The sequence below is a fragment of the Micromonospora sp. 4G55 genome (genome assembly GCF_016803375.1).
In genome coordinates this window covers 1-2899 of record NZ_JAEVHN010000732.1, presented here as the reverse complement: position 1 = coordinate 2899, position 2899 = coordinate 1, and the positions used below count along the sequence as shown (strand labels likewise).

Here is a 2899-nt window from a genome sequence, read left to right as displayed (position 1 = left end):
GGCGGCGGCGTGGTCGGCGGCGGACCGGCGTAACCACCGCCGGGCCGCGCGGCCGCCTGCCCCGGGACCGGTGCCGCGGGTACGTCCGTCGGGGCGGCCCACGGTGACGGCGAGGTCGGCGCGCCGGGGGTGCCGGCACCCGCTACACCGTTGGTCGTCGCCGTGGTGCCATTCGCCGGCGCGGAGGGCTGGGGCGCTGCTGCCGGCGTGAGGCCGAAGGTGGGCTCGCCGAGCGTCGCACCGTCGGTGCCGGGAGTTGTCCGGTCGGTGTCCGGTGCCGTCGGCTGGGCCTGCTCGGGCGGCCGTCGCCAGAACTCGTCCTCGGAGCTGGCACCGCTGGGCGTCGTCACGCCGTCCGACGCTACCAACGCGGGGAGCGCCCGGCCGCCCGACGCGGCGACGGGTCGGTGCCGGTGACAACGGCGAGGTGGCGGCGACCGGGACCGTTGTGGCTCGCAGCCGAGTTGCGGGAGGGCGCAGTCCCGGGTCAGGCTCGTCCGGTCGACGCTCGCCGTCCTGGGCTACGTGGCCGCCAGGATCGGTCTGGGCTGGGATAGTGTTGCCGCTCGTGAGCATCGAGGAGCCGGACGTGCGCGACGACGACCGCGCCGTCGATCTCAGCGAGGATTTCGTGGTGCTGCCCGAGCAGACGGTGGACGACACCGACCACGGTTGGGGTGAGCGCGTCGGCGGCAACGACGACTGGCTGCTCGCCGAGCGCCCGCCGCACTGGGACTGACCCACCTTCTTTTCGCCAGCGGGCCCTCCGACGGCGTCGCCCATGATCAGGTGACAATTTCCGAGGCTCGCGTCGGCGTGTCGCGTCGGAAACTGCTACCCGATCAAGGAACCCCTGCTGCTGGCGCTGATGGCGTCCGAAGAGACGCGATCGAGGCAGCCGCTGGTGGAGATCGCGGCAGCAGCCTGTGCGACAGCGGTCGTCCCGTCGGGCGCGTGCGTGGGGCGGACGGGCGGAGTCAGCCGCGTACCACGACGGCGAAGCGACTTCCCTCCGGTTGGCCGACGGCGCGTTGTGCCTGGTCCGGGCGGAGCGCCAGGTAGAGGGCCGACGATCCGTCGGCGGCGTCGCCGCCCACCACGTCGAGTACCAGCGCTTCGGAGGCCACCAGTGCGGCCTCCACCGGCGTCCGGCCGGCCGGTACGACCAGCAGGTCGACCCGGGCTCCCGGCCGCAGCACGGCGAGCGCGGCCGGTTCGGCCAGCCGCACCGGTACGCCCACCGACCCGCTCGGCAGCGGCAGCGCGCCCGGCCGACCACCTCCGGTCGACGGCCCAGCCCCCGACCGACCACCTCCGGTCGACGGCCCCGCCTCCGACCGACCACCTTCGGTCGACGGCCCCGGCACACCTGAGTTCGACGGCTCCCCGCCTGACAGGTCCCCGGCTGATCCGGTCCCGTCCGCTGATCCGGTCCCGTCCGCTGATGCGGCCGGTGTGCCTTCGGCGATCGTGCCGTCAGCGGAGGAGCCCGGTGAGGGTGGAGCCGGAGGGGGACAGCCGCCGGACGAGTCGAGGACGACCGCCGCGAGGCCCAGCAGGGCAGCAACCAGCCCGAGGCGCAGCAACGTGCCGCCGCCGGGCCGGTGGAGCCAGCGCATCGGGCGCAGGGAGTCCCTCCCGTCCGGGCCACCACCAGCCATGCCGCCCACCTTCCACCTCGCCGTCGAGCCGCCCCGGAACGCAGCGCGTGGGCCGTCGGGCCGCCCGGCATCCCGAGGGCCGACCGCCGGCCTCGCTGTCCGGCCGCCGTCGCGGCGCTCGGACAGCACGCTAGGGGGCAGGGTCGGACGCAGGAGCGCCATGTGCACCGGCCTGTGGACAACCGACCGGCCTGTGGACAACCCCCGAAGCGGCGCTCGACCTGCTAACGGAGGTCAGCCCGGACGAAGCGACCTGCTGTCCGACTCCGACGCCCGCCAGGCTGAGTCGTTTGCGTCATCAGATCCACAGCGCCGCACACCGGCTCGGCAAGCTGGCCAGCTTCCCGCCCCGGGACACGCCACCCCAGGAGAGACAACCCTGGCTCGGCCACCGGCCGGCGCCTGATCAAGCGAGGACCGCACATCAAACCTGGCGAGGGGAGCGCGTACGCCAAAAGCCCCCGCGGCCCAGACAGGGCGGCGGGGGCGGTGGCGTTCGAGATCAGGAGGAGGCGGAGGTGCTGGCCGCGGCCTTGGCCGACCCGCCGTTGGACGAGCCCGACGAGCCGGACGAGCCCGACGTGCTGCCGCCGTTGGACGAGGTGCCCGACGACCCGTTACCCGACGAGGAGCCGCTGTCCGACTTCGCCGGCTTCGGGGTGGTGCTGCCGGTCTTGCTCTCCGAGCCGGAGGAGCGGGAGTCGGTGCGGTAGAAGCCGGAGCCCTTGAACACGACACCAACCGAGTTGAAGACCTTGCGCAGCCGCCCCTCGCACGCGGGGCACTCGGTCAGCGGCTCGTCAGAGAAGGACTGCACCGCCTCGAGCTGGTGGCCGCACGTGGTGCAGGCGTACTGGTACGTGGGCACGTTGTCCTCCGGATCTGGTACGGCCGGTTGCACTCGACGGTTTCGAGTGCCAATGGTGCGTCATCGGGCCCGGGTTCGTCCAGCGGACGTGGGGGGATCGACACCGGGCGCGTCGGTCAGCGTACGCAGACCGCCCGACGGGGTGATTACGGCGTGCACCGGGCGGTCGTGCGGCTGGGCGGGCAGCGCCTCGACCAGCTCACCGTCGTGCAACAGCGCCACGATCAGGACTCTTCCCGGCACCCGGGCCAGCGCCCGGTCGTACGAGCCGCCGCCGCGCCCGAGGCGCAGGCCGCGGTGGTCCACCGCCAGCGCCGGCACCACCACCAGCTCCGCCTCGCCGATCGCGGCGCGGCCCAGCCGGGGGCCG

General features: G+C 74.0%; 4 protein-coding genes and 1 pseudogene. 1 reads left to right on the top strand and 4 read right to left on the bottom strand.

Annotated elements, in window-relative coordinates:
- A pseudogene (locus JNW89_RS33240) lies at positions 1 to 350 on the bottom strand (hypothetical protein); the annotation flags it as partial.
- A 218-nt stretch (positions 351 to 568) separates the two neighbouring features.
- Here JNW89_RS33240 and JNW89_RS33235 point away from each other — a divergent pair.
- On the top strand, positions 569 to 739 hold the full coding sequence (locus JNW89_RS33235) for a hypothetical protein (RefSeq protein WP_238452053.1): 171 nt from the start codon (positions 569 to 571) through the stop codon (positions 737 to 739).
- Between the two features lie 238 nt (positions 740 to 977).
- On the opposite strand, the gene JNW89_RS33230 is transcribed toward JNW89_RS33235, so the two are convergent.
- From JNW89_RS33230 to JNW89_RS33220, 3 genes are all read right to left on the bottom strand, one after another.
- On the bottom strand, positions 978 to 1241 hold the full coding sequence (locus JNW89_RS33230) for a hypothetical protein (RefSeq protein WP_238452052.1): 264 nt from the start codon (positions 1239 to 1241) through the stop codon (positions 978 to 980).
- A 922-nt stretch (positions 1242 to 2163) separates the two neighbouring features.
- Positions 2164 to 2529: an FmdB family zinc ribbon protein gene (locus JNW89_RS33225; RefSeq protein WP_238452051.1), complete on the bottom strand. Its 366-nt coding sequence runs from the start codon at positions 2527 to 2529 to the stop codon at positions 2164 to 2166.
- Between the two features lie 60 nt (positions 2530 to 2589).
- Positions 2590 to 2899 (bottom strand): 5-formyltetrahydrofolate cyclo-ligase (locus JNW89_RS33220; protein WP_305070562.1); only part of this gene is annotated, 310 nt, incomplete at its 5' end.